Source organism: Stenotrophomonas sp. ZAC14D2_NAIMI4_6, from assembly GCF_003086875.1.
In the GTDB taxonomy this organism is placed as follows: Bacteria; Pseudomonadota; Gammaproteobacteria; order Xanthomonadales; family Xanthomonadaceae; genus Stenotrophomonas.
Genome location: NZ_CP025996.1, coordinates 3044404 through 3071022, shown reverse-complemented (window position 1 = coordinate 3071022; position 26619 = coordinate 3044404). Strand labels below are relative to the sequence as shown.

The window sequence follows — 26619 nt, the reverse complement described above, 5'->3', positions numbered from 1 at the left end:
GCGGCCACAGGGGCCAGGCGGGTGCCCAAAGCGGGTCTCGATGGCGGCTCGGGTAGTACGCGGACCATGAACGAGCCAGAAGGCATGGCCGCAAGGCCCGCTGCGCGGGCCGGGCCCTACCCGGGGACACACACCGGCGCAGCCGGCGGAAGGTAGAGCCCTATCAAGCCTACCGAGGGTAGCAAACTTCGCGTAACGTTTTGTTAATCCCGGCTGGCTGCCGCCAGCGCCAGGCCCTGCACCACGCCCAGCGAGGGCTCGCCATGCACCATGCGGGCACCGGGGAAGGCCTCGGCCGCGGCCTGGCGCAGGTAGCCGGCGCGGGACATGCCGCCGGTCAGGAACACCGCGTCCGGGTCGCCGCCGATATCGCTACGGACCTGCGCCAGCAGGGCCCGGATCTGTTCCAGGTAGCCGTGCGCGGCAGCGGTCAGGCCTTCGGCACTGGTGTCGGCATGCAGGTCGCGGGCAATGTAGTCCAGCGTGCTGCGGTGCTGCGGGCTGCTGCTCAGGGCGATCTTGGCGCGTTCCACGTCGCGGTACAGGCGGGCGGTGTTGCCGGTGTCCTGCAGTGACTGCAGGCGGTCGCCCCAGGGCGCGTCCACGTGGTCGTACTTGTGCAGGCGGAACTCGCGCTGGCGGGTCATGTCCTGCACCGTGGCCGCTTCCACGTAGTGGTGGGCGGGCACGCGGGTGATGCCGCGGCCGAACAGCGGCATGTAGCTGGACAGGCTCAGTGCCAGGTCGATATCGGTACCGCCGCGGGCGATACCCCAGGCGCGGTGGATGCGCGGCGCGTCGTCGCCGCCCACCTCGGCGTGGGCGATATCGGTGGTACCCCCGCCGATATCGACGATCACGGCCTGGTGCCGCTCGCGGCTTTCGGCGTGGTAATGCATGGCGGCGGCAGCGGGTTCTTCCAGGAAATCGATCTGGTCGAAGCCGGCCTGGCTGGCGGCCTCGCGCAGGATGTCCAGGGCCTGGGCGTTGCCGGCATCGCCGATGGAGCTGCGGAACTGCACCGGGCGGCCGAGCAGGGCGGCGCGCAGCGGCTGGCCCAGCTGGGCGCTGGCGGTCAGGCGGATATGTTCAAGGATGTGTGCGGCGATACCGGTGATGGTCTGCTTGGCGCGTGGGTGCAGGTTGTAGCCCAGCATCGATTTCGGGCTCTGCACCAGGTTGCCTTCGTGTTCCTCGAAATAGGCTTCCAGCGCCTCGTCGCCGTAGACCGCGTTCTGCAGCAGGTCGCTGGCGCTGCGTTCCTGCCCGGCGCGGGCTTCCATCCATTCGCGGCGCAGGGCACGCAGGGCTTCGCGGCGCAGGGCCTGCGGCGTGCGTTCCTGGCCGGCGGCACGGGCCGCGCGGGCGGCGCTGTCGATCATCTGCTGCAGCTGGTGTTCCTGCCCGGCATCGAGCTGGAAATCGTCCGGGTCGGGCACCACGCCGGGGAAGTAGACGCTGGTGCGGAACTGTTCGGCGTCGCCGAAGCGGATCGGCAGCAGCTGGCCATCGCGCACGATCGCGGCGGCGGAGTTGCTGGTACCAAAGTCGATGCCGAGGCGCATGGGAAATCCGGGGGACAGGCGGGGGCCGCGCACTCTGCTGCAGTTCGGCGCGTCCTGCAAGTTTCAGTCGGCTTCGGTTGGGTTTCAGCGCCTGCCTGCTCCGCTCGGGCGGCGCGGCAGCAAAAGGCAGGGCCCGCCCCTCCGCCTCAAACCGATATCAATCGAAGCGCCATACATCGGAAAAATGAGCAGAACCAGCAGCCGGTTACAATGGCGCCTGTTGATTCATTTTGAGGTACTTGCTGATGTCGTCCGCTCCCGCTTGCCCGCAGTGCACCCTGGAAAACACCTATGCCGATGGCGCGCTGTGGATCTGCGCCGACTGCGGCTTCGAGTGGACCGCCGAAGAGGCCAGTGGCGCGGGGCTGGTGGTGCGTGACAGCAACGGCAATACGCTGCAGAGCGGCGATACGGTCACCGTCATCAAGGACCTGAAGGTGAAGGGGTCTTCCATTCCGTTGAAGCAGGGCACGGTGATCCGCAACATCCGCCTGGTCGAGGACGATGCCGAACACATCGAAGGCAATTCGGACAAGATCAAGGGGCTGGTGCTGAAGACCTGCTTCCTGAAAAAGGCCTGACGCGCTTCAGCGCCGCGCCTGCTGCTGCGCGCGCCAGCGGGCCAGGCTGTCCAGCTTGGCCTGGTAACGCGCCTGCTCGGGCGCCCCGCCCAGTTGCTGGGCACGCAGCAGTTCGCGGTCGGCCCGCTGTACCTGCCCGCTGCGGAAGTAGGCGCGGGCCAGCCCGAAATGGAACTGGTGCGCACTGTCGTACAGACGCACGGCACGCCGGTAGTAACGGATCGCGTCGGCCAGGTTGCCGCTGCGCTCGGCCTGCGCCCCCAGCATGTACTGTACGAACGGATCTTCGCGCTGCACCTCGTGCAGCACCTGCTGCAGGGCGTGCGCCTGCGCGGTCATGCCCATGCGCTCGTACAGGGCGGCGGCGTTGGCCAGCGCGGCGTCATGCCGGGGCTTGAGCCGCAGCGCGGTTTCCAGTGCCATGCGCGCGGCGACCAGGTCACCACGGCGGCTGGCCAGCACACCGACGTTGTTCCAGGTGGAGGCGAATCCCGGGTCCTGCTGCAGCGCCGCGGCGAAGAACGCCTGCGCGCCGGCGCCATCGTTGCTGGCCATGCGTTCGGCGCCGCGGTTGTTGTAGAAGTGGGCCAGCGCCCGCGCGGTGCTGATCGGTTGCGGGCCGCGGCGGTCATAGAGCACGTTGCGGTCCAGATCCACCGTGCCGCTGCGCCCGTCCACCACGATGGACGCGTTCACGTGGCCCACGCTGTAGACCACGCCCTGGTCCTGGTCCTGGTACCAGGACACCACCCGGTCCACCTGCTGCACGCGTGCCTGGATGCCGGCTTCGCGCGCCAGGGTCACGAACAGCAGGGTGAAGGCCAGGCAGTTGGCCCGCCGTTGCTGCCAGATTTCGGTAAGGGTGTAGGTGGCGTTGGCGTCGTACTGCAGGTCCAGGCCGCGCTGCGAAAAGATCATGTCGACCAGGGCCTGCGCGCGCTGGTCGCGCGAGCGCGAACGGTTGATCACCTGCTGCTGCAGCATCTGCCGCATCGGCGCGGGGATGGCCAGCACCTGCTCGGGCGTGGGCACCGGCGCGGGTGTTGTCTGCAGGGCGGCCAGCGCCGGCGCCGGGGCGGGGGCGCTGGACGCGGCCTGGCCCTGCGCCGCCAGGGACGGTGCGATTCCCAGCAGCACGGCCAGGCTGCAAGCGGCAAGCAGGTGCATGAGCAGTTCCTGCACGACGGCGGACGCTCCCGCCTGCCGGCAGTGTAGATCGGGGGCCCCGACCGGGCGCACACCGTCCGTCGGCACGGGCGTTGATCCACAGAGGATGTGGACCAGCGCTTCACAAAGCTGTGGACAACCGCCGCCAGCGCTTGCCGGGCAAGCGTTGTGAGTGCGTGGTGAAAAACTGACCAGCTTGCTCTGGCCGGGCGTCGGCGGGATCATCGTTACATGGACTTCGCCCCCGTTCCGCTGGCGCCGGCGCAGTGGCAGGCACTTGAAGCGGCCTATGCCACGCCACCGCGCGCCTACCACCACTTCGGCCACGTGCGCGCGGTGCTGCAGCACTGCCAGCAGGTGGCCGACGGCCCAGGCTGGCAGCAGCCGGCCGAGGTCTACCTGGCCGTGCTGTACCACGATGCGGTGTACCAGGCCGGGCGCAAGGACAACGAGGCCCGTTCGGCGCAGTTGGCCGTGCAGGCCATTGCCGATGTGCCCGCACTTGCGCAGCTGGATGCCGCGCGCGTGGAACAGCTGATAATGCTGACCGCACGCCACGGTGCGCTGGGGGCCGCTGAGGTGGACGCCGAGGCCGCGCTGTTCCTGGACTGCGACATGGCCATCCTGGGCGCCCCGGCCGAGGTGTTCGATGCCTACGACCGCGGCGTGGCCGAAGAGTACCGGGGTGTCGTGCCCGGCTTCCTGTACCGTGCCGGTCGCCGTCGCTTCCTGCAGGGCCTGCTGCGTGCGCCGCGCATCTTCCTGAGCGATTTCTTCCATGCGCGTCTGGACGCTGCGGCGCGGGCCAACCTGCGCCGGCACCTGGAACGCTGAGCGGGGCCGTTACACTGGCGCGGTGTTTCCTGTCCTGTCTGATCTGCCTGTGACCGATCCCGTGCCCGATCCCGACCCGCGCCCGCTGCCGCCGGAAGAACCCGGCCCCAACGAGTGCTGCGGCAGCGGCTGCCCGTTGTGCGTGCTGGACCTGTATTCGGAAGAACTGCAGCGTTACCGCAAGGCCCTGGCCGAATGGCAGGCACGGCACCCGCAGGGGACGCCGTGAGCCGGGCCCGTCCCGCAGCGCTGTTGGCGCTGGTGGCGCTGCTGCTGTTCGTGGCAACCGCACTGTGGACGCAGTTCGCGCGCGCCGACCTGGACTGGGTGCGGGCAACGCTGAGCCTGTACCTGCATGGCCCGTGGGGGCTGGCCCTGCGCACCGCCTACTGCCTGCTGGCGCTGGCCATCGCGCTGCTGGGCATTGCCCTGTACCGCGGCAGCCGCGGGCCGCGCCGCAGTGCCGCCGCCCCCTTGCTGTTCACCGTGGCGGCGCTGGGCCTGGCCACCGTGGCGATCGGTGACAGCTGGCTGCCGCAGCTGGCGCCGCTGATCGCGCCGCTGGTGCATGGGCTGGCCGCCAACACCGCGTTCCTGTGCGCCAGCGTGGCCATGCTGCTGCAGGCCTGGTACCTGCGCCGCGAACCGGGCTGGCAACGCAGTGCGGCGCTGCTATGGGCGTGGGCGTGGCTGGCGTTCGTGCTGCTGTGGATGCACGTGCTGTGGCGCGATGGCCCACCGCGCGGACTGGGGCAGAAGATCGTGATCGCGGTCATCGTCGGTTGGCTGCTGCACCTGGCGGTGTCCCTGTACCGCCGCGCACGCATCGCCAGCGCCGGCTGAACCGCCCACGCCGGTACATGCCGTGCACGCGTCGGCAGCGTATCGTGTGCACATTCCAACGGGGATGCGACATGACGCGTGCAGGGCTGTGCAGGGCGATGGGACTGGTGTTGGCGCTGGCGGCGGGATCGGCAGCCGCCGACGTGCAGCAGGTCAGCCACGGCCGCTTTGAGCAGGTACCGGTGCATTCACCGGGCGGTGCGCCCAAGCGTGTGGTGATCTGGTTCCACCAGCCCTCTGCCGCGCCGGCCGCCGCCGCGCCGATCGAAGCCTTGCGCGCCGATGGTGCGCTGGTGGCGTCGGTCGACGTGGACCACCTGCGCGGTGTGCTCAAGCGCGAGGGCAACAGCAGCTGCGCCTTCGGTGCGGGCGACGTGGAGAACTTCTCGCGCTGGGTGCAGGCCTACCTGCACCTTCCTGGCTACCACCTGCCGCTGGTCGGCGGTGATGGTGAAGGCGCCGAGCTGGCCTACAGCCTGGCCGCGCAGGCCGATACGCAGGTGTTCGCCGGCCTGCTGACCAGCGGTTTCTGCCCCGACCACAGCCACGAGCGCATGGTCTGCGGCGACGGGGTGAAGCACAGCCGCCTGCAACCGGCCGAGTTGAATCTGCCGTGGTTGAACGCCAATGGCGGCGAGGGCTGCAAGGCCGGCCATGCCGATGCCTTCGTGCAGCAGGTCGCGATGGCCCGTGGCTTCAAGCGCACCGCCGCCGGCGATGCCACGCCGGGGCTGGTGGCGGCGGCACGGGTGATGGGTGCGCAGGCCGGGGTGAGCCTGGCGCCGCCGCCCGATGCGCTGAAAGGCCTGCCGGTGGTGGAAGTGCCCGCGCGCGGTGACGGTGACACCCTGGCGGTGTTCGTTTCCGGCGATGGCGGCTGGGCGGGCCTGGACAAGAACGTGGCCGAGTCGCTGGCCGAGCACGGCGTGTCGGTGGTCGGCCTGGATTCGCTGCGCTACTTCTGGACCGCGCGCACCCCGCAGGGGTTCGCCGCAGACCTGCAGAAGATCATCGAGCACTACCGGCAGCAGTGGCACCGTGACAAGGTGATGCTGATCGGTTTCTCGCAGGGCGCAGACGTGCTGCCGGCCAGCATCAACCAGCTGGACGCCGCAACCCGCGCGCGCGTGCAGCGCATCGCCCTGCTGTCGGTGGGGCGCAAGGCCGATTTCGAATTCCACGTGAGCAACTGGCTGGGCGGCGGTGGCGATGGCCTGCCGATCGCGCCCGAGGTTGCGCGACTGCCGGCGGCGAAAACGCTGTGCATGTTCGGCGAAAAGGATGCCGATGCGTTGTGCCCGGACCTGCCGGCCAACGATGGCGTGCAGAAGGTGAAGCTGCCGGGCGACCACCATTTCGGCGGTGATTACGATCGCGTGGCCGAGGTGATCCTGAAGGGCGGCGCGTAAAGCCTCAGGCGTTCGCCGGGCATTGCCCGGCGCAAAACCTGCACGGTCACCCGCGCCGCGGGTCCAGCGAAATCAACCGGGTGGCATCGAGCAGCGCCGCCGGCAGGTGCATGCCACCCGGCGCGGCCAGATAACGCGGCCGCCACTGCGGGGCGAACTTCGACTTGAAACGGCGCAGGCCGCTGAACCCATAGAAGCGTTCGCCGTGCCGCGCCAGCAGTCCGGCCAGCCGGTTCCAGCGCCCGGCCAGACGGTGCTGGGCCAGCCCGGACAGCGGCGCCATGCCCAGCGAGAAGCGCGCATAGCCCTGTGCACGGCCCCACAGGAACAGCTCGATGAACAGGAAATCCATCGTGCCCTTCGGCGCCTCGTTCACATGGCGCATCAGGTCCACCGACAGCTCAGCACCAGCCGGTGCCTGCCACAGGTTGGCGAAGGCCACGATCTGGCCTTCGGCCTCGACCAGGGCGATCGGGAAGCGCGCCAGATAGGCCGGGTCGAAACTGCCCAGCGAGAAGCCCTTCTCATCGCCGGCCTTGTCTTCCAGCCAGGCGTTGGAAATGGCCTGCAGGCGCGGCAGCAGGGCAGGGATCTCCTCCACCGGCGCCACCCGGAAGCTGAGGCCGCCGCGCTTGCCACGGTTCCAGGCCTGGCGCAGGTCGGCACGCTCGCGCCCTTCCAGGCCGAAATCATGCAGCGGCACCATTGCTTCTTCGCCCAGTTTCACCAAGCCCAGGCCCAGGTCCAGGTAGGTCTGCCAATAGGCTTCGCCCACCTGGTAGAACACCGGGCGCAGGCCCAGCCGGTCGGCTTCTTCGCGGAAGCGCCAGATCAAGGCGCGGGCCACCTCGGGCGGCCCGACCGGGTCGCCCATGGCGATCAACGAACCGCCGTAGCGCTGCATCATCACGAAGCCCTGCTGGGCTTCGTCGCGCAGCACGGCCTTGTCGGCGGTCAGCACCAGGCAGGCCTGCGTGTCGGTGGCGCCGGCCAGCACCGGGGCCAGTGCCTGCAGGGCGGCATCGTCGGCGGCCGGCAGCGGCGTGCGGGTGCTGTGCAGCAGCCGTGCCAGGCCGAAGATCACCAGCGCGATGGCCACCACCAGCAGCGCACGCAGGGCGCGCGGTGCATTGCCGGACAACGCGAACTGCCACCACAGCTCGTTCTGGTATTCCACGTGGCTGTAGGTGAAGAACAGCAGCCAGGTGACCGCCACCAGCACCAGGCCCAGGTTGCGCAGCCACGGCCACGACCAGGCCTCGTCCAGCAGCGCGCCCTGGCGGTAGAACTCGCGGCGCGCCGCCCACAGTGCCATCGCCACCAGCAGCGCAGAGAGTGCGATCAGCGGCTGGCCACCGCGCAGCCAGATCGGCAGCGGGGTGATCACGCAGATCGCCATGGCCAGCATCCAGGCCGCATGGCTGCGCCGGGCCAGGCCCTGGCCGATCAGCAGCAGGGCCACGCCGGTCAGGCTGCCGATCAGGTGCGAGGTTTCCAGGATCGGCAGCGAGGCGTTCAGCAGGTGCCGGCGCGGCGTGGGCAGGGTGCCGTCGATCACCAGCGCCGCGCCCACGCTGAAGGCGGCCAGCGCGATGATCTGCGGCAGCCACGGGCGCAGGGCATGCCAGCCGGCACGGGTGGCACCGGCGCCGGCCTTGAACGGCTGGCGCAACGCCGGCGCGAGGGCCAGCAGGGTGGCCAGCAGCAGCGGCAGCACGTAATAGGTCACGCGGTAGATCAGCGCGGCGGCCAGCACGGCGGCCGGGGCCACCTGCGGCAGCAGCTTCAGCAGGCTCCATTCGAACACGCCCAAACCGGCCGGCACCGTGGACACCAGCCCGGCCAGCACTGCCACCAGATACAGGCCGACGAAGCCGGGCAGGCCGGTGGGGGTGGAATCGGGCAGCAGCACGTAGAAGGCGGCACTGGCCAGCACCAGTTCCACCACGCTCAGTGCGGTCACCCCCAGCATGGTGCGCCGGTCGGGCAGCCACAGGCCATGGCCGAAGATCTGGAAGGTACGGCCGTGGCGGCCGACCAGCAGCACGGTCAGCGCGTAGGCCGCCAAGGCGACGATGCCGACCACGCGCACGGCGGTCGGGTCCAGCGGCAGGGCCAGCGCTGCCGCGGCCGGTTCCATGCACAGGGCCAGGCCCATCAGCAGCCACGCACCGAACACGAAGCCCAGCGTGCTCATCAGCACCACTTGGCCGATCTGCGCCAGGTCCAGGCCGGCGCTACGGTAGCCGCGCAGCCGCACCGCGCCGCCGGTCAGTGCGGCAAAGCCGACGGTCTGGCCCAGGGTGTGGGCCAGGAAGGCGGTGATGCCGACGCGTGCCGGATGCACGCGGATGCCGCTGCGGCGCAGGCCGATGGCATCGAAGCCGATCAGGCAGGCATAGCTGGCCAGACCCAGCAGCACCGTCAGCGCGATCTGGCCAAGGCTGAGGTTCTGGAAGGCGTGGCGGATGGCGCGGTAGCCGTTCTCGTCGAACTCGTTGGCCAACCCATGCAGGGCCAGGGCCAGGATCAGCAGCGGGATGACGATGGTGGCGACGCGCTTCCAGGTGGAAGCGGCGGAGGGCGTGGAATCGGTGGGGGCGGTCATCGGCGCAAGGGTGCGTCAGTGGGGGCGAGGGCGGTGTCAACGCAGCGTGGCGCATCGTGCGCCTGTCGCCGCCGTTTGACCAGCGCCGGACTGTGCGCAGGCTGGCCGGATGCAGTGGCCGCGGCGGGCACACACTTCGCACGCCGGGTGGGTGAGAATGCAGGTCTGTCCACCCGCAGGAGCCACGCCCATGATGGAGCGTTACGACGTCGGACCGCGTATGTCCGAAATGACCGTGCACAACAAGGTCGCCTACCTTTCCGGCCAGATTCCGGAAGACACCAGCCAGGACATCACCGGGCAGACCCGGCAGGTGCTGGCCGAGATCGACAAGCTGCTGGCGCTGGTGGCCAGCGACCGCCAGCACGTGCTGCGTGCGGAAGTGTTCCTGGCCGACATCGCCGATTTCGACGGCATGAACAAGGCATGGGACGAGTGGGTGGTTGAAGGCGCAACCCCGGCCCGCGCCACGTTCGAGGCCAAGCTGGCGCACGCCGAGTGGAAGGTCGAGATCGTGATCACGGCGGCGGTGCCGTAATCCTGCTGGGGTCAGATCCCTTTCCGCAGGAAAGGGCTCTGACCCCTTCAACTAGCGTGGCTGCAGCTGCGCACTGGCCTGCGCGCACAGGCCGATACAGGCCAGCATCAGGCCTTCCATTACGCGGTCGCCGACGTGTTCCTGCACGTCGCCGTTCTGACGGGTGCGTTCGGCGGCCAGCATGATTTCCTGCACCACGCGCAGCCCGGCCAGGGCGCAGTCGGCGTCGGCCAGGGCGCGTTGCCGGCCCGGTTGTTGGGCGTGCTCGGGCCAGGGTTGGCCATCGGCGGCGCTGCCGTGGCCGATGGCGCGCAGGGTCGCCGCCAGGGTGTTGGGGTTGCAGGTGTCTACCGCATCGGCAGGGGCGGGCGCAGTGCGCGCGTGCAGGTGGGAAATGTCCGGTGTCTTCATGGCAGTGCTCCGTGCAAGGCATTCGGTAGCCGCCACGTGAGGGTGGCGGACGGAGACGTGGCTCGAAAACCGGGACGCAAGACGAAACCGGTGGGCGCGAAGACCCCCACGCTCCGCCCGCCATAGCCGGCAGACGGATTGCCAGCTGGCGCCACGCAAGGTGACGCCGGCTGGCAAGCGCAAACAACGTTCGACAAACGGGTTTTCGAGACCCGGCCACTCGTTATCAGTGGCACGCCATCTATAGCCGTGCTGCGGCCGAATGCCCATCAGAATCGTTGCATTCCACTTCGCAGCAGGACGCTTGCGGCAGTGTTGCATCGGGTTGATGGTTGCCATGCCGCTGCGCCGCAAGCGCCTCGACCGAGCGGGCAATCTGCGACAAGTGTCGTGCTTGCGCGGGCGTGGGGCGCGGCGGTGTGGGTCGATTGCGACTAGCTTCGCGGAATGGGGTCAGAGCCCTTTTCTACGAAAAGGGCTCTGACCCCTTACAGCAGCTGCAGATCGATGCAGTCCACCGGGCACGGCGGAATGCACAGCTCGCAGCCGGTGCACAGGTCGGCAATGACGGTGTGCATGTACTTGGCGCCGCCGACGATGGCATCCACCGGGCAGGCCTGGATGCATTTGGTGCAGCCGATGCAGTCCGCTTCCACGATCACCGCCACCTGCGGTGCCTTGTGCGCGCCGCGCGTGCGGTCGAACGGCAGCGCCGGTACGCCCAGCACCTGCGCCAATGCACGTGCCCCGGCATCGCCGCCGGGCGGGCAGCGGTCCACGCCGGCTTCGCCACGGGCCATGGCCTGCGCGTACGGGCGGCAGCCATCAAAGCCGCATTGGCCACATTGGGTCTGCGGCAGCAGGCGGTCCAGGCGTTCGGTCAGGGGCGGGATCAGGCTCATGCGTGGCGAAGGCTGCGCGTTGGTTATTTCAGGGGCTTGCCGCGGTACCAGCGCTCGTGGGCGAGGGCCAGCATGGGGCGGTCTTCGTAGCTGTCGCCGTAGGCGTGGATGCGCACATAGCGCGACAGGTCGAAACGGCGGCGGATGTGGTCGACCTTGCGCGGGCCACAGTCACCGTCGGCGTAGCGTCCGGTCAAGCGGCCGTCCTGGCTTTCCAGCCGGTTGCAGATCAACTGCAGGCCCCACTGTTCGCACCATGGCCGCAGATACAGATCGAGCGAGCCGGACACCACCACCACGGTGTGCTGCTGTTCCTTGTGCCAGCGAATCTGTTCCAGCATTTCCGGCCGCATCACCTCGGGCAGTACCTCGCGGGCGAAGCCGGCGGCCAGCGTGGCGATGTCATCGGCGTGGCGTTCGCTGAAGGTCAGGCGGGTTACGCGCGCGCGGATGCGCTCGGCGGAAATGATGCGCAGGCGGTAGGCCAGCAACCATGGGCCCACCTTCCACCACGCACGGGCCAGCTGTTCCGGCGTGGCCACGCGGCGCACGAAGCGGCCATAGGTATCGCAGGTGGTGATGGTGTGGTCGAAATCGAACAGCGCCAGCTCCATCCTGCTCTCTCCCATGGCGGTGCCTTCCGTGGCGGTGTGCGGGTCGGGCGCGGCGTGGGCCGCGCCCGGGGTGCATCAGCGGACCGGCATGCCCGGCTGCGCGCCGCTGTCGGCGTCCAGCAGTGCCAGCGCGCCGCCGTCGAAACCGGCCGACAGGATCATGCCTTCGCTCAGGCCGAAGCGCATCTTGCGCGGGGCCAGGTTGGCAATGAACACCACGCTGCGGCCGACCAGCGCTTCCGGTTCGCCGTAGCTGGCGCGGATGCCGGAGAAGATCTGGCGCTTGCCCAGGTCGCCGGCGTCCAGCTCGAAGCGCAGCAGCTTGTCCGAGCCTTCCACGAATTCGCACACCAGCACCTTGCCGATGCGCAGGTCGAGCTTGGCGAAATCATCGATGCCGATGTAGGCCGGCGCGTCGGCGCTCTTGGCTTCGTCCTTGGCCGGGGCCGGGGCGGCCGGCTTGGCGGCCTCGGGCTTGGCGGCGGGGGCGGCAGCGGCGGCCGGCTGCAGGGTGTCCTTGGAGGCGTCGATCATGGCGTCAATCTTCTTCGGGTCGATACGGGTGAACAGCGGGGTGTACTCGGCAATGCGGTGGCCCAGCAGCGGCTGTGCCAGCGCGGTCCAGTCGTTGACCGGTGCGGCCAGGAACGCTTCGGCCTGGGCGGCGGTGGTCGGCAGCACCGGCTTCAGCGCGGTCACCAGCACGCGGAACAGGTTCAGGCCCTGGCTGCAGACCGCCTGCAGCTGCGCGTCGGCGCCTTCCTGCTTGGCGATCACCCAGGGCTTCACATCGTCGATGTAGCGGTTGGCTTCGTCGGCCAGGGCCATGGTCAGGCGGATGGCCGCGGCCGGGTCGTTGCGCTCGTAGGCTTCGCGGATCGGCGCCAGGCCATCGACGAAACGCTGGTACTGCGCCGCATCGGGCAGCTGGGTGGCCAGCAGGCCGTCGAAGCGCTTGCTGATGAAGCCGGCGCAGCGGCTGGCCAGGTTGACGAACTTGCCAACCAGATCGGCATTCACGCGGGCGATGAAGTCGCCCAGGTTCAGGTCCAGGTCGTCCACGCCGCCGCTGGTCTTGGCTGCGTAGTAATAGCGCAGTGCTTCCGGTTCCAGGCCGGCGTCCAGGAAGGTGCGTGCCATCACGAAGGTGCCGCGCGACTTGCTCATCTTGGCGCCGTCCACGGTCAGGTAACCGTTCACGTGCAGGCGGGTGGGCGCGCGGTGGCCGGTGCCATGCAGCACCGCCGGCCAGAACAGGCCGTGGAAGTTGACGATGTCCTTGCCGATGAAGTGGTGCAGTTCGGTGCTGGTGCCGGCGCGCAGGTGCGCGTCGAAGTCTTCGCCCAGCTTGCCGCACAGGGTCTGGAAGCTGGACAGATAGCCGATCGGCGCATCCAGCCAGACGTAGAAGTACTTGCCCGGCTGGCCGGGAATCTGGAAACCGAAGTACGGTGCATCACGCGAGATGTCCCATGCGCGCAGGCCGCCTTCGGCGTTCAGCCACTCACCCAGCTTGGCCTTCACGCCCGGCAGGGCGACGTCGCCGGCCAGCCATTCGCGCAGGAACGCATCGAAGTGGCCGACCTCGAAGAAGAAGTGTTCCGAATCGCGCATCTCCGGGGTGGCCCCGGAAATGACCGAACGCGGTTCCTTCAGGTCGGTGGGCGCGTAGGTGGCGCCGCACACTTCGCAGTTGTCGCCGTACTGGTCGGCGCTGCCGCAGTTGGGGCAGATGCCCTTTACGTAGCGGTCGGGCAGGAACATGCCCTTGGCCGGGTCGTAGAACTGCGCCACCGAGCGGCGGCTGATGTGGCCGGCCGCTTCCAGCTTCAGGTAGAACTGTTCGGTCAGCGCCTTGTTGGCCGCCGAGTTGGTCGAATCGTAGTGATCGAAGGCCACGCCGAAGGCGGCGAAGTCACGTTCGTGGCTGGCCTGGATGTTGGCGATGAAGGTTTCCGGGGTAACCCCGGCCTTCTCGGCGGCCAGCATGATCGGCGTGCCATGGGTGTCGTCGGCGCAGACGAACCAGGCGGTACCGCCGCTCATTCGCCGCGCGCGCACCCAGATGTCAGCCTGGATGTAGCCGACCAGATGGCCCAGGTGCAGCGGGCCGTTGGCGTAGGGCAGGGCGGTGGTGACGAGCGCGGTACGGGTCATGGTCGCGGGGTGCAGCCGAGGGGAACCGCAGATTATCGCACGCCCGCAACGTCGTGACCCGGCCGGGGCCGGGTCACGGGGTGCTGCGCGGGGTGGGGCGGATTACTCGCGCACCCAGGTCTGCGCGCGGCAGATGAACGCGATGCAGCCGGACACGTCCAGCTTGCCGCCGCCGGGCTGCAGTTCGATCTTGGACTTGTAGGTCTTGCCGTTGGCCGGGTCCAGGATGGTGCCGCCGGACCACTTGCTGTGGCTGCCCTTGTCCTGCGACAGGTTCCACAGGATGGTCATGCCCTTCACCGGCTTGTTCTTGTTGGCGCCTTCGCAGCCATCGCAGACCGGGTTGGGGCCCTTGTCCGAATGCAGGATGTCGACCACCTTGCCAGACAGCGTGCCGTTGGCGGCCTGGGTGATCTCGACGATCGACTTCACCTTGCCGGTCTTGTCGTCGATGGTCTTCCAGCGGCCGGCGGCACTGTCGGCGGCCTGCGCCGAGAGCGCGGCCAGGCACAGCGGCAGTGCCAGCAGCAGGGTCTTGAAGGTCTTGCGCATGGTCCCCTCCCAGGGTTCATTCCGGCACGATGCCGGTACAGGGCGACTGTATACCCATTCGGGTGGGTATGGGGAAGAGGGAGGGCTTTGCAGGGCTGCGCCCTGCACCCGCAGAGGCCGAAGCCGAAAGGTAGATGTCGACCTTGGTCGGCACGGGGTCGGATCCCGTTGCTGCGCAACGGGCTCTGACCCCCTTGGGGATCGCGTGCATGGGCTCAGAGCAGGGCTGCGCCCTGCACCTGCCGAGGCCGAGGCCGAGGCCGAAGCCGAAGCCGAAGCCGAAGCCGAAGCCGAAGCAAGATCAAGAGCGGCATTCCGGGGGATGGCGGGGCACTGTGGGTTTGCGGGGACGGCGCAAGTACGTCCATGTAGCCTTGGTCGCCGCATCCATGCGGCTCACACCCCGCAAACCCACAGTGCCCCGCCTTCGACAGGTTCACGCGGCTGTGGGTCGCACGGGGTGGGATCCCGTTGCTGCGCAACGGGATCCCACCCCATCGGGAATCGCGTGGATGGGGTCAGAGCCCTTTCCTGTGGAAAGGGATCCGACCCCGGCTCAGACGACTTCGTACAGTTCCAGTGGCAGGCCGTCGGGGTCGGCGAAGAAGGTGAAGCGGGCGCCGGTGTATTCGTCCACGCGGATCGGTTCGCAGGCCACGCCGTGGTCGGCCAGGCGCTGGATGAACGGGTCCAGTGCGGCCACCCGGAAAGCCAGGTGGCGCAGGCCCTGTGCTTCGGGCCGGCTGGGCCGCGGCGGCGGTGCGGGGAACGAGAACAGTTCCAGCTGCCCACCGTCGGGCAGGGCCAGGTCCAGCTTCCATGAATCGCGCGCGGGGCGGTGGTTTTCCGCCAGCACGCGCAGGCCCAGCACGCGCACGTAGAACTCCTTCGAGCGCGCGTAGTCGCTGCAGATCAGCGCCGCATGGTGGATGCCCAGCAGTGCGTCGGCCCCGCTCATGGCGTGGCCGCTGCGGCGGGCTGGGCCATCCAGCGGTCCATCTTGCGGCTCAATACATCCAGCGGCATCGAGCCGTCCTTCAGCAGTTCGGCATGGAAGCGGCGCAGGTCGAACGCTGCGCCCTGCTGCGCGCGGGCCTTGTCACGCAGGGCGACGATGGTGGTCAGGCCGGCCACGTTGGACAGGGCCTGGCCGGGCTGGGCCATGATCCGCTCCACTTCGGCGCTGGCATCGTCGGCGCTCATGTCTGCATTCTTCTGCAGGTAGCTGACCGCCTGCTGCTTGCTCCAGCCCTGCGCGTGCACGCCGGTGTCGGCCACCACGCGGGTGGCGCGCAGCAGGCGCGAGTACAGGTAGCCGATGCGGTCGTAGGGATCGTTGTAGGCGCCCAGCTCATCGCCCAGGGTTTCGGCATACAGGCCCCAGCCTTCAACGAAGGCCACATCGCCGCCCTGGCGGCGGAAGCGCGGCAGCTTGGCCAGTTCCTGCTGCAGGCCCAGCTGCACGTGGTGGCCGGGAATGGCTTCGTGCAGGTACTGCACCGGCACGCTCCAGCGCTTGCGGCTGGGCAGGTCGCGGGTGTTCACGTACAGCACGCCCGGCTGTCCGGCCGGCGAAGGCTGGTAGGCGGCTGCGGCGGCAGCCAGGGCGCGTTCCGGATCGACCGCGCGGATCTCCAGCCCGGCCTTGGGCAGCGTGTCCAGCACCTGCGGCAGGCGCGCGGACACCTGCTGCTGCACCTGGCGGTAGCGGTTCAGCAGGTCGTCGGCGTTCACGTACTGGAACTGGCGGTCGCTGCGCATGCTCTTCAGCAGCTTGGCCTGCGAACCACGCAGTTTGTTTTCCTTCATCACCGCGGCGATCTGCGCCTGCAGTTCCTGCACGCGCTGTTCGCCCAGGGCATGCAGCTGCGCGGCGGTCTGGTCGCTGGCGGTGGTCTGCACGATCAGGTTGGCGTACCAGGCCTGGCCATCGGGCAGCGCGCCCAGGCCGGTGCTTTCGCGGGTGGCCGGCAGGTATTCGGTGGCGATGAAGCCACGCAGTGCGCGGTAGGCCGGCATGATGCGCAGTTCGATCATGCGCTTGTACTCGGCGCTGATGCGCGCCTTGTCTTCGGCGGCAATGCTGTCGGGCATGGTGCGGATGGGCGACCAGAAGATGCTTTCCTCTGCGGTCGGCTTGATCACCGCATCCAGCTGCGGCAGTACCTTTTCCATCAGGTCGCGCGGCTGCACCACGCCGGCCTTCATGCCCTGGCGCATGTTGTCGATGGCCTGGTCGAACAGCGGGGGAATGCCCAGCGAACGGCGCGACCAGGTGTCGTAGTCCTGCACGGTGTTGAAGGGCTGGGCGCCGGCACCGGCACCGAGGATCGCCATGATGCTGCCGATGTTATAGTACTGGCTGATCGGCATCATCCAGCTGGGGTAGCGTTCTGCGTCCAGCGTGGCGCGCGCGTCGCGCACGAAGATCTGGTAGCTGAGCAGGTCCTGGCCCTGCAGGCCGTCACTGCCGACCTTTTCAACTTTGCCCAGCCATTCCACGGTGAAATCGTGCGATTGCTGGCGCCAGGCGGCCGACAGGATGTTGGGCAGCTGGTCGTTGTAGCGGGTTTCGCCCTGGAAAGTGGCCTGCAGCGGGTTCAACCGCATCGAGGCATCCCAGTATTCGTCGTACAGGCGCTCCAGCTGCACGGCGCGCGGCACGGCGCGGGCCGGGGCGGTGGGGCGCGGCGCGGCGCGGCGTGGGGCGGCGCGAGGCTTGGCTTTGGGCTTTGCGGCCTGGCGGCTCTGCGCGGCGGCGGGGCGGCTGGCCTTCTTCTTCGCTGCTTCGGCCGACGGTACGGCACTGAACAGGAACAACGCAGCGATGGCGGCGGCCAGGACGCGGGGGGAATACGGCATCAGGAGCTTCCGTGGAACACAGACCGTGGAGCTTGCACGATCCGCGCGCGTACGGCCAGCGTGCAGCCGCAGTCAGTTTGCCGGCGCTGGGTATTCAGTCAGCCGCGGCGGCGGCACGCAGATCGGCCGCGCGCTGCGGCCCCAGGTAGCGGGTGATGGCGCGGCGCATCAGGTACAGCAGGGGAATGAGGGCGATCGCAAAGCCCATCTTGTAGACGTAGTTGACGCTGCTGACCGCCAGGAACAACGACGTGGGCCAATGCTGCGGGCCCAGCACGAAGGCGATCCAGATGACCACGAAGCTGTCCACCAGCTGCGACACCGCCGTGGAGCCGGTGGCGCGCAGCCACACATGGCGTTCGCCGGTGGCCCGGCGGATGCGGTGGAACACGGCCACGTCGATCAGCTGGCCAACCAGGAAGGCCACCAGCGAGCCGGCAATGGTCCACATGCCCTGGCCGAACACCGCCGCGAAGGCGGCCTGGTAGTCCGGCACGCCATGGGCGTTCATCGAGGTGACCCACCAGCTGGCCGGGGCCAGCGAGATGGCGGCAAAGGCAAACAGGAAGCCGTAGGCGATCAGCACCACCGCCAGCCACGAGATGAAGCGCACGCCGCGCTTGCCGAAGAACTCGTTGATGGTGTCGGTCATGATGAACACCACCGGCCACAGCAGCGTACCGGCGGTGAAACTGAGCGAGCCGGTCTGGCCGAACAGGTTCCAGTTCAGCGGGTTGATGCCCAGCGTGTCTTCCAGCGCGAAGATCTTCACCCCGATCAGTTCGGCCAGCACCGCGTTGCCGCAGAAGAACGTGGCCAGCACGATGAACAGCAGGACCGCGCGGTCCTGCAGTGGCCGCGCATGCGGCGTGGGCTGCGCCGGCTCGCTCACTCGGCGCGTTCGCCGGCGCGGGTGAACGGCACGCTGGCCGGGGCCACCGCACCGCCGGAGATGATGAAGCTCATCGCCTGGTCCACGGTCCAGTCGGTTGGGGTCAGCAGTTCCACCGGCACGATTTCCAGGTAGCCCGAGGTCGGGTTCGGCGTGGTCGGCACGTATACCGCGGCCAGTTCACGGTCGCTGCCCTGTTCCTTGATGACCCGGGTGACCAGGCCGACCGATTTCATGTCACGGTGCGGGAAGTCGATCAGCACCACGCGCTGGGTGCTGCCCGGTTCGGTCTGCAGCATGTCCAGCAGCTTCTTGGCACTGTCGTAGATGATGCTGGCCAGCGGAATGCGCTTGATCACCGCGCCCACCCAGCGCAGCAGGCGCTGGCCGACCACGCGCCGGCTGGCCACGCCCACCGCCAGGATCACCAGCAGGGTGGCCAGCAGGGCGATGGTGTTCTGGATCCATTCGGCGCGTACCCAGCCCAGGTAGTGCGGAAAGTTGGTGGCGATCTGTTCGGACAGCGGCACCACCAGCGGGCTGGAAATGCCCGACAGCAGCACGAACACGAACTTCACCACGACCCAGGTCAGCCAGATCGGCAACAGGGTCAGCAGGCCGGTCAGGAACAGGCGCTGCAGGGAGGGGCGGGGAACCAGGGCGGGGGCTTCGAGCGACATGCGCGCATTGTAGCGGTCGCAGCCTGTCGATTACGCTGCCCGATCACGACGGCGGGCTACAGGGCAGGGATGCTGTGTTGAGGATTCTGCGCGGAATCGGTTGGAGCCTGCTGGCCCTGCTGGGGCTGCTGGTGGCGGTGTGGCTGGCGGCGCGGTTCTGGCCGCTGTCGGCCGAGCAGCGCGCGCAGGTGCGCCTGCTGGAAGATGTGCAGCCCCTGCCCGGGCGCAACGGCTTTGCCCTGCTGTGGACGCTGCCGTTCGACGATCTGGATGCGGCGCAGCGCGAGCAGGCCTTGCTGAAGGACGTAGCGCGGTGGCGGGCCGGGCCGGAGCCGGGCATGACCGATTCCCTGCTGGAAGGCACCCAACCGCAGGTGAAGGCGCAGGTGGGAGTCACCTGTGGGTCCCGTGTGCCGGATTGCCTGGCGCGGGTGCGCGCCGATCCGCAGCGCTTCATCGATGGCCATGCCGGCCACGGCGGCCTGCATGCGCGCCAGCTACAGCTGGCCGACTTCGATCGTTTCGATTCCCCGTTCCCGGGGCTGGATGACCCGCTGCTGATGCCGGTGCCGCGCTATCAGCTGCTGATGGAGGGCACCAGCGCACATGCGCTGGCTTTCGTGCAGGGCGATACGGCGGCAGCGTTGGCCGGCAGTTGTCGCTCGCTGCAGCTGGGCAGGCGCCTGATGCACCGTGGCGGCACGCTGCTGGACAGCATGATCGGCGCCGCGAGCGTGCAGGTGAACGCGCAGTTGCTGGCCGACATGCTGGTGGAACTGCCGGCTGACCACGCGCTGCCAGCGGTCTGCGAAACGGCGCTGCGGCCGCTGGCGAGCGACGAACAGAGCCTGTGCCGCGCGATGCAGGGCGAGTTCGCACTGAACGAACGGGCCATCGATGCGTCGCTGCGGCAGGGCGCCAACGTGCTGATGCTGGACCGCAGCCAGACCCGCGCGCGCATCGCGCAGAACTTCGCCTGGGCCTGCGGTGCTGCTGCCGAACGCACCTTGGCCGAGGACGCGCCGGCGCAGCGCAGCTGGGAACAGCCGTGGGACGTCCGCTGCTTGGCCAATTGGATCGGCTGCACGTTGGCCAGCATCAGCGGCCCGGCGTATCAGGACTACGCCGCGCGCAGCCAGGACAGCGCGGCGCTGGTGCGCCTGCTGGGCGCGCAGCGATGGCTGCGGCGGCAGCCCGATGCCCCGGCACAGGCGCTGGCACGGCTGCCGGCGCAATGGCGTTCGCCCAGCCGGGTGCCCACGCTGTCGGCCGATGGCCGCCACCTGCAGGTGCCGCGCCGCCAGCGCGATGCGACCGGCGAGCTGACGACCATGCTGTCGGTGCCGCTGTAGCGGGTCAGCCGCCGCGTGCCTGCGGCTTCAGGCGCACGTAGACCTGCTTGCGCACGCGCGCGACGACCTCGCCGGATGCATCGACCACGTCGTTGCTGAACCAGCGCAGCACTTTCTCGCCGCCGGCCGCCTCGGCGCGCAGTTCGTCCAGCACCGCGTCATCGATGTGGAAGTGGGTGCGCACGGTGCCGCGACCGGGCTTGAGGAATTCGATGGCACCGGCGCGGTCCCAGACGTAGTAGTCGCGGCCCAGCGTATGCAGCAGGCCCAGCATCCAGAACGGGTCGGTCATGGCGAACAGGCTGCCGCCGAAGTGGGTGCCCACGTAGTTACGGTTCCACGGGCGCATGCGCAGCTCGACGTCGATCTGCCGGTAGTCGGCGGTGATGCGGGTGACATGGATGCCGGTGAACAGGAACGGCGGCCACAGGTTGATGCCGAGACGGAAGGTGCTGGCTTTCATGCGGGTGCGGGGCAGGGGGCGAGGCCTCGAGTCTAACCATTCGCCACCGTATGTTGAACCCCGGGACTTGCCGGATGGCCGTCTGTTGCGCGTCCTCCTGCTTTCGTGGCATCGCACCCGCTCCGCGGCGTTGCCTTTGACCCCGCTTTGGTAGCGTCGAGCTTGCTCGACGGCTTTTGATCCCGCATTGGTAGCGTCGAGCTTGCTCGACGGCCCCTGTCGGGAAAAGACAGTCGAGCAAGCTCGACTCTACGGACGGCAGAATCAGGATCGCCCGACATCAACAGCTCGGCACCCCGGTCAAGCTGGGTCATGCCCAGCCAAGCACTCCTGCGACATCGCAGCTCCGCCATCGGTCAGTTCTATGTCATCACCAGCGTAGTGGCGGGGCGGTGGCGCCTGTTCGCAGATCCTGCCTGCGCGGCCTTGCTGGAAGAGGCATTCCGAAACAGCGACTGTCTGGGGTTCACGCGCTCCTGTGCCTGGGTGGTCATGCCTGACCACTTCCATTGGGTCATCCAGTTGCGGAGCGGGACATTGGGGCGTTGTGTGCAGTCGCTGAAGTCGCGCGCTGCGATTGCGCTCAATGCGCATACTTCTGGGTTCGGCGCAGCGGTGTGGCAGCGTGGCTACTACGAGCACTGGATCCGGAACGAGCGCGATGTACGCCAGCAGGCCATGTATGTCATGGGCAATCCGGTCCGGGCGGGGCTGGCAAGCGCGCTGGGGCATTACCCCCACGCGTGGTGCCGCTGGCCGCTTTCGTAGAGTCGAGCTTGCTCGACTGTTTATCGCCGGCATCGCGCGCAGAGCAGTCGAGCAAGCTCGACTCTACGGGGATCGCGCGCAGGGCCGCCGTGTCGGCAAATGTTGCGGGCATTGCACGGAGCGCATCGAACGGGCGGCCGCGTGTGGTGCCGCTGGCCGCTTTCGTAGCGTCGAGCTTGCTCGACTGTTTATCGCCGGCATCGCGCGCAGAGCAGTCGAGCAAGCTCGACTCTACGGGGATCGCGCGCAGAGCAGTCGAGCAAGCTCGACTCTACGGGCGTGATGCGAAGGGCAGTCGAGCAAGCTCGACGCTACGAACGTCGGGCGGGGGTGGGGTCAGGCGCCGTCCATGGCGTAGCCGTCGCGGCCGTTGGCCTTGGCGCGGTAAAGGGCGGCGTCGGCGCCTTCGACGAAATGGTGCGGGTGCAGCTGGCTGTCCGGCACCCGCGTATAGACGCCGATGGTGAGGGTGATGCGGCTGTCGTCGCCCGCTGCCGGCGCGGGCAGGGCGCGTACGTCGGCAATCAGGTCTTCGATCACCTGGCGTGCGCCGCTGCCCGGTGTGTCGGGCAGCACCATTGCGAATTCGTCGCCGCCGTAACGGGCGGCCATGTCGCGCGGTCGTCGCGCATGGGCGGCGATCAGCGCGGCCACGTCGCGCAGCACGCGGTCGCCCAGCTGGTGGCCATGGCGGTCGTTGTGCCGCTTGAAATGGTCCACGTCGATCAGCACCAGGCTGAGCGGTTTGCCACTGCGCCGTGCGGCGTCGCATTCCTGTTGAAGCGATTGTTCGAAGCGCAGGCGGTTGCCCAGCCCGGTCAGGGCATCGCGGTTGGCCTGGCGGTGCCAGGCGGAAATGCGCCAGACCGCCCATACCAGCAGCACCATCAGGATGCCGAAAGTGGCTGCGGCTGGGGCCCACCACAGGCTGGCCGTGCGCAACAGCAGCCAGCTGGTGGCCAGGCCCATCGGTAGCGAACACAGGGCGGCCAGCCAGGGCAGGCGCAGGCCCAGCAGCAGCACGCACAGCGCGGCCAGCAGACCGGCCAGCAGGTCCTGCACCAGCGGCGGAACCACCTGGATCTGCTTGCCCTGCAGCAGCATCGAGGCGATGTTGGCCTGGTATTCGCTGCCGCTCATCCAGTACTCGCGCGTGGTCGGGGTCAGCAGCCGCGGGGCAATGCCACTGGCGGTCATGCCGACCACGATGCGGCGGTCGCGCAGCAGGGCGGCATCCACCTGGCCGTCCAGTACATCGGCATAGGACACCTGCGGCAACTGCTCCGGCGGGCCGGCGTAGCGCACGCGCACGTAGTCATCGCGGCGCCACTGGTACGGCGATTCCAGCGCCGGATCGGGGTCGGGCAGCCCGCGCGCGGCCTGCACCGGCAGGTCGGCCAGGGCCAGCCCCAGCGCCGGCCAATGCGGTTGGCCGATGCCGGCATGCAGGTAAACCCCGCGGGCCACGCCGTCGCCATCCACTTCCACGTCGCTGTGGCCCAGCGCTGCAGCGCTGTCGGCAATGAGCGGAATGGGCAGCAGCTCTTCAGCCATGCGGTCGCCGGCGGCGGGTGCCGCCAGCACCGGCAGCACCACGCGACCATTGCGGCGGATGGCGGCGGCCAGCTCGGCATCCTGGCGGTTGTCGCGGCGGTCGGGCTCGGTCAGCATCAGGTCCAGCGCCACGCGTTCGGCACCGGCATCGGTCAGGCGGTCCAACAGGCGCGCGTGCACCGAACGCGGCCACGGCCATTGGCCGATGCGCGCCAGACTGTCCTCGTCGATGGCCACCACCAGCACGCTGGGGTCGGGCCGATAGGTCCAGTCGCCGACCATCAGGTCGTAGGCCGCTTCATCCTGCCGCCACAGCCACTGCCCGTGGCTGGCCACGGCGGTGGCCACGAAGGCCAGCACGGCCAGCATCAACCGCCGCGACCAGGGCAGCGGCGAGCGCCTCACAGCAGCAGCCAGAGCAGGGCGGCCCCGCCGCCGGCGCCGTAGCACAGCCGGCACGGCAGGCTGACCTGCTGCGCGGGCGAGAACGGGCCGGCGTGGCCGTCATCATCGATGTACTGCACGCGCACGTGCAGGGTGCCGTGCCAAGGGCGCTTGAAACTCACCTGGGGCTGCTCGACGGTCTGGTCCAGCCATGGTGCCTCGAATGCACCGTTGCGGGAAACCTGCACGCGGTAGGTCTGGCCCGCGCTGCCCGGTTGCCAGCGCAGGGTCAGCGCCTTGCCGTCCGCTTCCGGCGGCTGCAGGGCCGGGTCCACCGGCAGGTCGGTCAGCTGCAGGGGCAGCGCGTCCCCGTATGGCCCTTGCCGGCCCTGGCCGTCGCGCGAGGCCACGCGCCAGAAATACTGGCCCGGCGGCAGCGGCTGGCGCAGGCGCAGATCGGTGCCGGTGGTGGCCTGCTCCTGCAGGGGCGACAGGAACTGCGGTTCACTGGCGATCTGCAGCACGCTGGCCTGCGCGCCCGGGGCCCGGGTCCAGCGGAATCGCGGGCGGTCGCTGTTGATGTCCTGTCCGTGCAGCGGCGCGACCGTCAGCGGCGGTGGCGGCTGGTCGTCCAGACTGAAGTCGGCGCTGGCATCCAGGCCTTCCACGCCCTGCGCATCGACGGCGCGCAGCAGCAGGCGGTGTTGGCCGGGCGGCAGCGCGGCAATGGTCAATCGTGTGTCTGCCGTGGTCGTGGCGAACAGCAGGATCTCGGCCATCGCCGCCTGCACCACTTCAATGCGGTAGTGGTCGGCGCCGTCCACCGGCTGCCAGTGCAGCTGCAACGGCAGACCGGGGCGCTGCAACGTTTCTGCAGCCAAGGACGGGGCGGGCAGCAGTGCCGACGCCGCCATCGGTGCCGCATCCAGATCCGGCGCCATGCTGGCCTGGCCGGGGCGTACCAGTTGCTGGCCGCGCTGATTGCCGACCTGCACCTTGCCTTCCAGCACTTCGGTGGCCGCCGGCTGTCCGGCCTGGCCAGCGCTGACCCGGAACACGGTGCCGCGCACGCTGCTGGTCGCGGTGGGTGCATCGATGATGTAGCGCGAGGCCGGGCCGCGTGCGGGGGTGACGCGGTTGCTGGCACGGCCCTGCTGCAGGCGCATGCGGGTGTCGACCATGCCGGTACGGCCGTAGCGGCTGAGCTGGTCCAGCCGCAGCCGCGAATGCTCGCGCAGCTGCAGGCGCGAGGCATCGGCGAATTCCAGGGTCAGGCTGGCATCGGCGCCGGTCTGCACCACATCGCCGATATGCAGGTTCTCACCGGCCTGCAGTGCGCGGGTGGCGGCGCCAGTGCCGGCGGCCAGCTGCACCGGGCCGCGCACGGCCAGTACCCGCGCCGGCGCCGGCTCCACGCGCAGCCAGCCGATCGGGAAGCGCAGCGGCTGGCCCGGGGGCAGGCGGTAGGGGTTGTCGATGCGGTTGTGCTGCTGCAACTGCTGCCAGGGCACGCTGGGTTTCAGATACACGCCGCCCAGGTCCCACAGGGTGTCACCGGGGCGCACCCGGTAGGTCCAATCCTGCGCGGCTGCGCTGGCGGGCAGCAGGGTGGCGGCGGCAAGCAGCGCGGCGAACACGCGCACAACGACAGACGAGATCCCAACGGTCACGGCATGCAGTCCCGGCAATGCGGGGGCCAGCGTGCAGACCCCATGGCCCTGACTTATTCCCCCCGGAATGGATGCCGGTCGCGCAAAAGTGCGGCCGGCATCACATTATTGCCCGGCGTGTGACTCGAATCCTGAACGAAAACAGCGGCCTCAGAACAGCAGCGACGCCATCTTGCGACGGTAGCGGCCCACCAGGTCCTCGTCGGCGATGACGTTGAAGGCGTCTATCAGCGTGCGGCGCGGCAGGTTGTCGTCATAGCTGCGGTCGATGCGCAGCATTTCCAGGAACTGTTCCAGCGCCGCTTCGTCGTGGCCGCCCAGCAGCAGCTGCACGCCGCGCAGATGGCGCGCCTGCAGGTCCTTGCCATCGGCGGCAATGCGCGCGTCCAGCGCATCGGCGGCCGGCGCATCCTTCAGTGCGGTGGCGAAGGCCAGGCGGGCGCGGCCACGCACGGCGCGGTCATCGGTGGCCAGGTTGGCCGGCAGGGCATCGATCAGCTTGCCTGCTTCGTCCACCCCGCCGATCTGCAGCAGGGCCAACGCCAGGTCCAGCTTCAGTTCGTCCTTGTCCGGCTCGGCGGCGATCTGCGCGCGCAGCACGTCCACCTGGCCCTGCGGGTCCAGCGGTGCCTCTTCTTCGCTGCTGGTATCGCCCACGTCGGCCGGCACGATGCCGTGCTGGGCCAGGAATTCGCGCAGCTGGCCTTCCGGAATGGCACCCGGGAAGCCGTCCACCAGCTGGCCGCCCTTGACCAGGAACACAGTGGGCACCGAGCGGATCTGGAAGGCCGCGGCGATCTGCTGCTCGGCATCCACGTCCACCTTGGCCAGCTCGAAGGCGCCGTTGTACTCGGCGGCCAGCTTTTCCAGCATCGGCCCCAGGGTCTTGCACGGGCCGCACCAGGTGGCCCAGAAATCGACCAGCACCGGCGTCTGCAGCGACTTCTGCAGGACTTCGGCCTCGAAGGTCGCGGTCGTGGCGTCGAATACGTAGGTCGTCTCGGTCATGGGGGCACATCGTTCGGCAACAGGAGACCGATTCTATGGTGTCGATCGATGACGGTCTCAACCCTTTCCTCACGTCTTGGCTTGGCGCCCCGCGTGCCGGCCGCGACAATGGGTGCTTCTTCTGTCGTACGGGTAGGCACCATGTCGTGGGTCCGGATTGATCGTTGGCTGGGGCTGTGCGCCGCGCTGCTGTTCGTTGCCGCGGTGGTCGGCTTCGGCGTCGGCCTGGCCGGCTATGCGCAGGCGGTGCACCCGGTCGCCCTGCTTGGCGCGCACGGGGTGCCGCATGCCTGGGCGTTCAACCTGCTGGGCTTCGTGGCGCCGGGCATGCTGGCGATGGTGGTGGCCGAGCGCCTGCGCCGGCGGCTGCCGGCCACCGAAGGCTGGGCGGGCCGGGTGGGCAGCCAGATGCTGCTGCTGGCCGGGCTGGCCTTCGCGGCCATGGGCGTGCTGCCGCTGGACCTGGAGGATCTGCATGGCGGCGCCAGCCAGTTGCACGCCAGCGCCTGGATGGTCTGGGTGCTGGGGTTCGTGGCCGGCACCTGCATGCTGGGGGCCAGCCGCCTGCGTGACCCCGGTGCACGGGCGCCGGGCGTGCTGGCGCTGGTGGTCGGCATCGCCGCGGCGGTAGCCGCCTTTGGCCTGCAGGGGGTGCTGCCGGCGCCGTTCGCGCAGCGCCTGGCGTTTGCCTGCTGGGCGGTCTGGCTGGCGCTGGCACTGCCCCTGTCGCGGGGGCGCTGAGACTGCCCGCGATGGGCGGGATTGGAGACGTTTGCCGCACTGCGGTACGCTGTACCGCTTTGCC

25 protein-coding genes are annotated in these 26619 nt (G+C 69.0%); 9 read left to right on the top strand and 16 right to left on the bottom strand.

Features of this window, described 5'->3' with window-relative positions; translation table 11 throughout:
- Positions 1-203 precede the first annotated feature (203 nt).
- Complete coding sequence (locus tag C1933_RS14215) at positions 204-1565, bottom strand: Hsp70 family protein (RefSeq protein ID WP_108753775.1); 1362 nt, start codon at positions 1563-1565, stop codon at positions 204-206.
- A 245-nt stretch (positions 1566-1810) separates the two neighbouring features.
- Between C1933_RS14215 and C1933_RS14210 the strand changes: the two genes are divergently transcribed.
- A complete protein-coding gene (locus C1933_RS14210) occupies positions 1811-2146 on the top strand; it encodes a zinc ribbon domain-containing protein YjdM (RefSeq protein WP_108751627.1) in 336 nt (111 codons plus the stop codon).
- 6 nt (positions 2147-2152) lie between these two features.
- Here C1933_RS14210 and C1933_RS14205 read toward each other — a convergent pair whose 3' ends face one another.
- Positions 2153-3313 carry a transglutaminase domain-containing protein gene (locus C1933_RS14205; protein WP_108753774.1) on the bottom strand — a complete coding sequence of 387 codons (1161 nt, stop codon included), beginning with the start codon at positions 3311-3313 and terminating at the stop codon, positions 2153-2155.
- Between the two features lie 231 nt (positions 3314-3544).
- Between C1933_RS14205 and C1933_RS14200 the strand changes: the two genes are divergently transcribed.
- From C1933_RS14200 to C1933_RS14185, 4 genes are all read left to right on the top strand, one after another.
- On the top strand, positions 3545-4147 hold the full coding sequence (locus C1933_RS14200; RefSeq protein WP_108753773.1) for a hypothetical protein: 603 nt from the start codon (positions 3545-3547) through the stop codon (positions 4145-4147).
- A gap of 49 nt (positions 4148-4196) precedes the next feature.
- Complete coding sequence (locus C1933_RS14195; protein WP_108753772.1) at positions 4197-4376, top strand: oxidoreductase-like domain-containing protein; 180 nt, start codon at positions 4197-4199, stop codon at positions 4374-4376.
- Positions 4373-4990, top strand: coding sequence for a DUF998 domain-containing protein (locus C1933_RS14190; protein WP_108753771.1), 618 nt, complete (start codon positions 4373-4375; stop codon positions 4988-4990). Before C1933_RS14195 ends, C1933_RS14190 begins: the two co-directional genes overlap by 4 nt.
- Positions 4991-5061: 71 nt before the next feature.
- Positions 5062-6399 (top strand): AcvB/VirJ family lysyl-phosphatidylglycerol hydrolase, encoded by a 1338-nt coding sequence (locus C1933_RS14185; RefSeq protein ID WP_234414533.1) that lies wholly within the window; start codon positions 5062-5064, stop codon positions 6397-6399.
- A 46-nt stretch (positions 6400-6445) separates the two neighbouring features.
- Here C1933_RS14185 and mprF read toward each other — a convergent pair whose 3' ends face one another.
- Positions 6446-9007: a bifunctional lysylphosphatidylglycerol flippase/synthetase MprF gene (gene mprF, locus C1933_RS14180; protein WP_108753769.1), complete on the bottom strand. Its 2562-nt coding sequence runs from the start codon at positions 9005-9007 to the stop codon at positions 6446-6448.
- A 190-nt stretch (positions 9008-9197) separates the two neighbouring features.
- On the opposite strand from mprF, the gene C1933_RS14175 reads away from it, so the two are divergent.
- Entirely contained in the window at positions 9198-9545 is a 348-nt protein-coding gene (locus tag C1933_RS14175) for a RidA family protein (protein ID WP_108750666.1), read from the top strand.
- Between the two features lie 51 nt (positions 9546-9596).
- On the opposite strand, the gene C1933_RS14170 is transcribed toward C1933_RS14175, so the two are convergent.
- The 9 genes from C1933_RS14170 to C1933_RS14130 form a co-directional block, all read right to left on the bottom strand.
- The gene (locus tag C1933_RS14170) at positions 9597-9956 is read right to left on the bottom strand and encodes a hypothetical protein (RefSeq protein WP_108753768.1); all 360 of its coding nucleotides are present in this window, start codon (positions 9954-9956) and stop codon (positions 9597-9599) included.
- A gap of 488 nt (positions 9957-10444) precedes the next feature.
- A complete protein-coding gene (gene rnfB, locus C1933_RS14165) occupies positions 10445-10858 on the bottom strand; it encodes an Rnf electron transport complex subunit RnfB (protein ID WP_108753767.1) in 414 nt (137 codons plus the stop codon).
- Between the two features lie 23 nt (positions 10859-10881).
- On the bottom strand, positions 10882-11472 hold the full coding sequence (locus C1933_RS14160) for an HAD family hydrolase (RefSeq protein WP_108750664.1): 591 nt from the start codon (positions 11470-11472) through the stop codon (positions 10882-10884).
- 75 nt (positions 11473-11547) lie between these two features.
- Positions 11548-13629, bottom strand: a complete 2082-nt coding sequence (gene metG / locus C1933_RS14155) for a methionine--tRNA ligase (RefSeq protein ID WP_108753766.1) — start codon at positions 13627-13629, stop codon at positions 11548-11550.
- A 102-nt stretch (positions 13630-13731) separates the two neighbouring features.
- Complete coding sequence (locus tag C1933_RS14150; protein ID WP_108750662.1) at positions 13732-14181, bottom strand: DUF2147 domain-containing protein; 450 nt, start codon at positions 14179-14181, stop codon at positions 13732-13734.
- 556 nt (positions 14182-14737) lie between these two features.
- Complete coding sequence (locus tag C1933_RS14145; protein WP_108753765.1) at positions 14738-15139, bottom strand: VOC family protein; 402 nt, start codon at positions 15137-15139, stop codon at positions 14738-14740.
- On the bottom strand, positions 15136-17043 hold the full coding sequence (locus tag C1933_RS14140; protein WP_108753764.1) for a DUF885 family protein: 1908 nt from the start codon (positions 17041-17043) through the stop codon (positions 15136-15138). Before C1933_RS14140 ends, C1933_RS14145 begins: the two co-directional genes overlap by 4 nt.
- Positions 17044-17137: 94 nt before the next feature.
- Positions 17138-17935: a queuosine precursor transporter gene (locus tag C1933_RS14135; protein WP_108753763.1), complete on the bottom strand. Its 798-nt coding sequence runs from the start codon at positions 17933-17935 to the stop codon at positions 17138-17140.
- On the bottom strand, positions 17932-18615 hold the full coding sequence (locus C1933_RS14130; protein WP_108750658.1) for a DUF502 domain-containing protein: 684 nt from the start codon (positions 18613-18615) through the stop codon (positions 17932-17934). Before C1933_RS14130 ends, C1933_RS14135 begins: the two co-directional genes overlap by 4 nt.
- 74 nt (positions 18616-18689) lie before the next feature.
- On the opposite strand from C1933_RS14130, the gene C1933_RS14125 reads away from it, so the two are divergent.
- On the top strand, positions 18690-19967 hold the full coding sequence (locus tag C1933_RS14125; protein WP_108753762.1) for a hypothetical protein: 1278 nt from the start codon (positions 18690-18692) through the stop codon (positions 19965-19967).
- A 4-nt stretch (positions 19968-19971) separates the two neighbouring features.
- Here C1933_RS14125 and C1933_RS14120 read toward each other — a convergent pair whose 3' ends face one another.
- The gene (locus tag C1933_RS14120) at positions 19972-20430 is read right to left on the bottom strand and encodes a DUF4442 domain-containing protein (RefSeq protein WP_108753761.1); all 459 of its coding nucleotides are present in this window, start codon (positions 20428-20430) and stop codon (positions 19972-19974) included.
- Between the two features lie 312 nt (positions 20431-20742).
- On the opposite strand from C1933_RS14120, the gene C1933_RS14115 reads away from it, so the two are divergent.
- The gene (locus C1933_RS14115; RefSeq protein ID WP_234414531.1) at positions 20743-21198 is read left to right on the top strand and encodes a transposase; all 456 of its coding nucleotides are present in this window, start codon (positions 20743-20745) and stop codon (positions 21196-21198) included.
- Positions 21199-21534: 336 nt separating this feature from the next.
- Here C1933_RS14115 and C1933_RS14110 read toward each other — a convergent pair whose 3' ends face one another.
- The 3 genes from C1933_RS14110 to trxA all read right to left on the bottom strand — a co-directional run bounded on the left by C1933_RS14110 (position 21535) and on the right by trxA (position 25814).
- The gene (locus C1933_RS14110) at positions 21535-23157 is read right to left on the bottom strand and encodes a CHASE2 domain-containing protein (protein WP_108753760.1); all 1623 of its coding nucleotides are present in this window, start codon (positions 23155-23157) and stop codon (positions 21535-21537) included.
- Complete coding sequence (locus C1933_RS14105; RefSeq protein ID WP_234414530.1) at positions 23154-24806, bottom strand: FecR domain-containing protein; 1653 nt, start codon at positions 24804-24806, stop codon at positions 23154-23156. Before C1933_RS14105 ends, C1933_RS14110 begins: the two co-directional genes overlap by 4 nt.
- 150 nt (positions 24807-24956) lie before the next feature.
- Positions 24957-25814, bottom strand: coding sequence for a thioredoxin (trxA, locus tag C1933_RS14100; protein WP_108753758.1), 858 nt, complete (start codon positions 25812-25814; stop codon positions 24957-24959).
- 141 nt (positions 25815-25955) lie between these two features.
- Here trxA and C1933_RS14095 point away from each other — a divergent pair, with 141 nt between their 5' ends.
- Entirely contained in the window at positions 25956-26555 is a 600-nt protein-coding gene (locus tag C1933_RS14095; protein WP_108753757.1) for a DUF998 domain-containing protein, read from the top strand.
- The last annotated feature ends 64 nt before the right edge of the window (positions 26556-26619 follow it).